The organism is Brevundimonas diminuta ATCC 11568 (assembly GCF_000204035.1).
GTDB lineage: Bacteria > Pseudomonadota > Alphaproteobacteria > Caulobacterales > Caulobacteraceae > Brevundimonas > Brevundimonas diminuta.
In genome coordinates, this window is sequence record NZ_GL883086.1 from 1,624,824 (window position 1) to 1,627,984 (window position 3,161).

At 69.5% G+C, this 3,161-nt stretch carries 4 protein-coding genes and 1 pseudogene; 2 read left to right on the top strand and 3 right to left on the bottom strand.

What is annotated here, in order from left to right:
* Positions 1-90: 90 nt before the first annotated feature.
* Positions 91-1,317, bottom strand: a complete 1,227-nt coding sequence (locus BDIM_RS11740; RefSeq protein ID WP_003165815.1) for a phage major capsid protein — start codon at positions 1,315-1,317, stop codon at positions 91-93.
* A 127-nt stretch (positions 1,318-1,444) separates the two neighbouring features.
* Between BDIM_RS11740 and BDIM_RS11745 the strand changes: the two genes are divergently transcribed.
* Positions 1,445-1,876: a hypothetical protein gene (locus BDIM_RS11745; protein WP_003165816.1), complete on the top strand. Its 432-nt coding sequence runs from the start codon at positions 1,445-1,447 to the stop codon at positions 1,874-1,876.
* 3 nt (positions 1,877-1,879) lie between these two features.
* Complete coding sequence (locus BDIM_RS11750) at positions 1,880-2,410, top strand: nucleoside/nucleotide kinase family protein (RefSeq protein WP_003165817.1); 531 nt, start codon at positions 1,880-1,882, stop codon at positions 2,408-2,410.
* Between the two features lie 5 nt (positions 2,411-2,415).
* Here BDIM_RS11750 and BDIM_RS18020 read toward each other — a convergent pair whose 3' ends face one another.
* Together BDIM_RS18020 and BDIM_RS11760 are read right to left on the bottom strand one after the other, a co-directional pair.
* A complete protein-coding gene (locus BDIM_RS18020; protein WP_003165818.1) occupies positions 2,416-2,562 on the bottom strand; it encodes a hypothetical protein in 147 nt (48 codons plus the stop codon).
* Positions 2,563-2,614: 52 nt separating this feature from the next.
* Positions 2,615-3,019, bottom strand: a pseudogene (locus tag BDIM_RS11760) (HK97 family phage prohead protease); the annotation flags it as partial.
* Positions 3,020-3,161: the final 142 nt, after the last annotated feature.

The following is a 3,161-nucleotide window of genomic DNA, read 5'->3' on the forward strand; positions in this document are numbered from 1 at the left end:
CTTGCGCCCGCGACACCCCTCACCCTCCCACCGCTCACGCGGCGGGCCCCTCCCTCTCCAACAAGGGGAGAGGGCTCTCGTTCGCCGCCCTTACGAGGCCGCGAACTTCATCAGCTTGATCGCGTCGAAGTTCTGCACCCCGCCGCCGACACGCTTGGTCGTGTAGAACAGCACATAGGGCTTGGCCGAATAGGGATCGCGCAGCACCCGCACCCCCGCGCGATCCACGATCAGATAGCCGCGCGCAAAGTCGCCGAACGCGATCGACAGACTGTTCGCCGCCACATCCGGCATCGTCTCGATCTCAGTCACCGGATAGCCCAGCAGACTGGCCGTCTCGCCCAGCCGCATCGCCGGCGACCAGACATAGTTCCCGTCCGCGTCCTTGAACTTCCTCACCGCCGAGACCGTGCGCCGGTTCATCACGAAGCGCCCGTTCGGCCGATACTGGGCCTTGGGCGCATAGATCAGGTCGATCAGCTTATCGACCGGACTGGCGCTGGCGAATGCGCCCGCCGCGCCCGAGGCCACCGTGCCGATCTGCCCCCAGGTCTGCGTCCCCTCGGCCGCCGTCGCATAGGCCAGGAAGCCCTTGGGCTTGTTCACGCCGTCGCCGCTGACGAAGGCCGCCGTCTCCTGCGCCGCGAAGGCGTCCTCGACCTCGGCCGCCAGCCATTCGTCCAGGTCGATCAGGGCGTCGTCCAGCAGGCTCTGCGTCGCCGCCGGACAGGCGTAGAGATCCGCCGACGAGAACTCCAGCAGCGCCAGCGTCGCCGGGTCCGTCTCCGGCCGCGCCGCCGTCTCGGCCACCCAGCCCGCCGTCACCCCCGCCGTCGACACCGGTTTCCTGAACACGCCCGAGCCGACCGTGCGCACCGTGGCGATCTCGCGCATCGGCGACCCAGCCATCAGGCGCCGCTCGATGGCGCGCTCCGTCTCCGGCGGCACGACATAGCCCGCCGAGTTCGACGCCGACGACAGCCCCGCCTTCAGCTCCAGCCCGTGCGCCTGACCCGACTTCATATAGCCGTCCCACGCCGCCTTGGCCTCCGGCGCCGCAACCACGGCGGGCGGCTCGGCGCCCAGCATCGGACGGCGGCTCTCGCTCAGCGCACGGTCCATGCGCGCCTGCGCCTGAGCCACCGCCTGATCGATGCGCGCCACCTTCTCCTCCAGCAGCGCATCGGCCGAAGCCTTCTTCTCGATCTCGTCCAGACGGGCGTCATTGGCCCCTTTGAACGCCTCGAACGCGGCCATCATCTCATGCATGGCGGCGCGCGCCTCGGGATGGCCCGAGACGGTCTTGATCTCTTTCATGGTCTCTCCAGAAAAATGCGCGACCGTCCTGCGGCGCGCCGTCAACCGGGCCAGGCCCGGAACCCGTGCGATCCTTCGTGCATCCGGGGAACCGTGCTACGCCGTCCTCGGATCAAGGGATGGATCAATGTTCAAGATCGCCGTCGCCGCCGTGTCTGCGGCTGGGCTCATGTCATGCACGGCGCATGACGCTTCGGCTCAACGCCCCTCCGCCGCCTCGTCGTCAGAGACGCCGCGCCTCTCGCCGGGCCAGGGACGCCTTTCGGCCTACACCTCGATCAATCTGCGGATGTTCGAGACCCTGGGCGCCTGCGAGCATCTCAATCGCGACGGCGCCGGCGATCAGACTTTCGCGGCCCATCTCCGCCGCCATGCCCCGAGCGCCGATCAGGCCGAACGCCGCGCCCTCCGCGAAGCCTATGACAGAGGCCGCAACCCCGCCGTCGCCTCGCGCCAGACGCCCGAGACCTGCGCCATCGCCATGCGCGGCTACCGCCAGGAAACGCCCGGCCTGCACGGCCGCCGCGACGATCGTCCCCTCGCCTCGCCCAAGCTCTGAACCATGCGGATCGTCTTCCTCTACGGCCCCGTCGGCGCGGGCAAGCTGACCGTCGGCCGCGAACTGGCGCGCCTGACCGGCCTGCCGCTGTTCCACAACCACTTCGTCGTCGACGCCGTCGGCGCGGTGTTCGACTTCGGCTCCGAGCCCTTCATCCGCCTGCGCGAATCCTTCTGGCTCCAGACCTTCGCCGAGGCGGCCCGCGCCGGGCGCTCGCTCATCTTCACCTTCGCGCCCGAGGCCACGGTGGACCCCGATTTTCCCGCACGCGTTCAGGCGGCGATCGAACCGTTCGGCGGCGTCGTGACCTTCATCGCCCTGGCCGTCTCGCCCGAGGAACAGGAACGCCGGATCGTCCAGCCCAGCCGCGCCGCCTTCGGCAAGCTTCAGTCGGTCGAGTTGCTGCGTCGTCTCCGCGCCGACTTCGACGCCAGCCTGGCCGCCATGCCGCCCGCCGACCTGACCATCGACACCGAGGCCTGCTCGCCGTCCCAGGCCGCCGAGCGCATCGCCGCCCATCTGGCCGACCGATAGGTCCGCTACGACTTCCTGCGGTTCAGCTTCACCAGGCCGAACCCCACGGCGAAGCCCAACAGCAGGCCTATGGCCATGTTGTCGATCAGCGCGCCCAGGATGATGCCTCCGCACACGCCCAGAACAAAGGTTCCGCCGCTCTTCTTGTCCATCGCCCGCTCCCGCCTTGCGAAGGCCGCATCAGCCTTCGCAGGGCCGAAGTCGTCAATCTGTTTTCGCTCTGAACCGCGCCCCCGGCAGCATCGGGAACGTCACCAGCGACACCTCCCACAACTCCGCCCGGCTCAGCACCCTCAAGCGCCCGTCGCGCCGCGCCTTCATCGCCCGAAACCCGATCGACAGCCCGTCCAGCGCCCCAGCCCGCGTCAGGGCGGCCGCATAGCGGGCCTCGGCGGACCAGTCCTCGATCCGCCCCTCGACCCACAGGCCGCGCTCGTCCTCGACCATCCGGTCCCAGACGCCGACCACGGCGCGGCTTTCATGCTGATGCAGCATCCGCACCCCGCCCGCGCCGGTCTTGGCCAGACTGTCCGCAAACACCCCGCGCGCCGTCACGTCGCCGTTCAGGTCCGCGACGCCCCACAACGAAGCGTAGCCAGCGATGAATAGCGTCCCTCTCCCCTTGCGGGAGAGGGAGACCGCGCACGGCGGCGCAGCCGTCGTCCTCGCGCGGTCGGGTGAGGGGTCGCGCAACCCCTCATCCGGCCCTTCGGGCCACCTTCTCCCACAAGGGGAGAAGGACGAGCGCTTC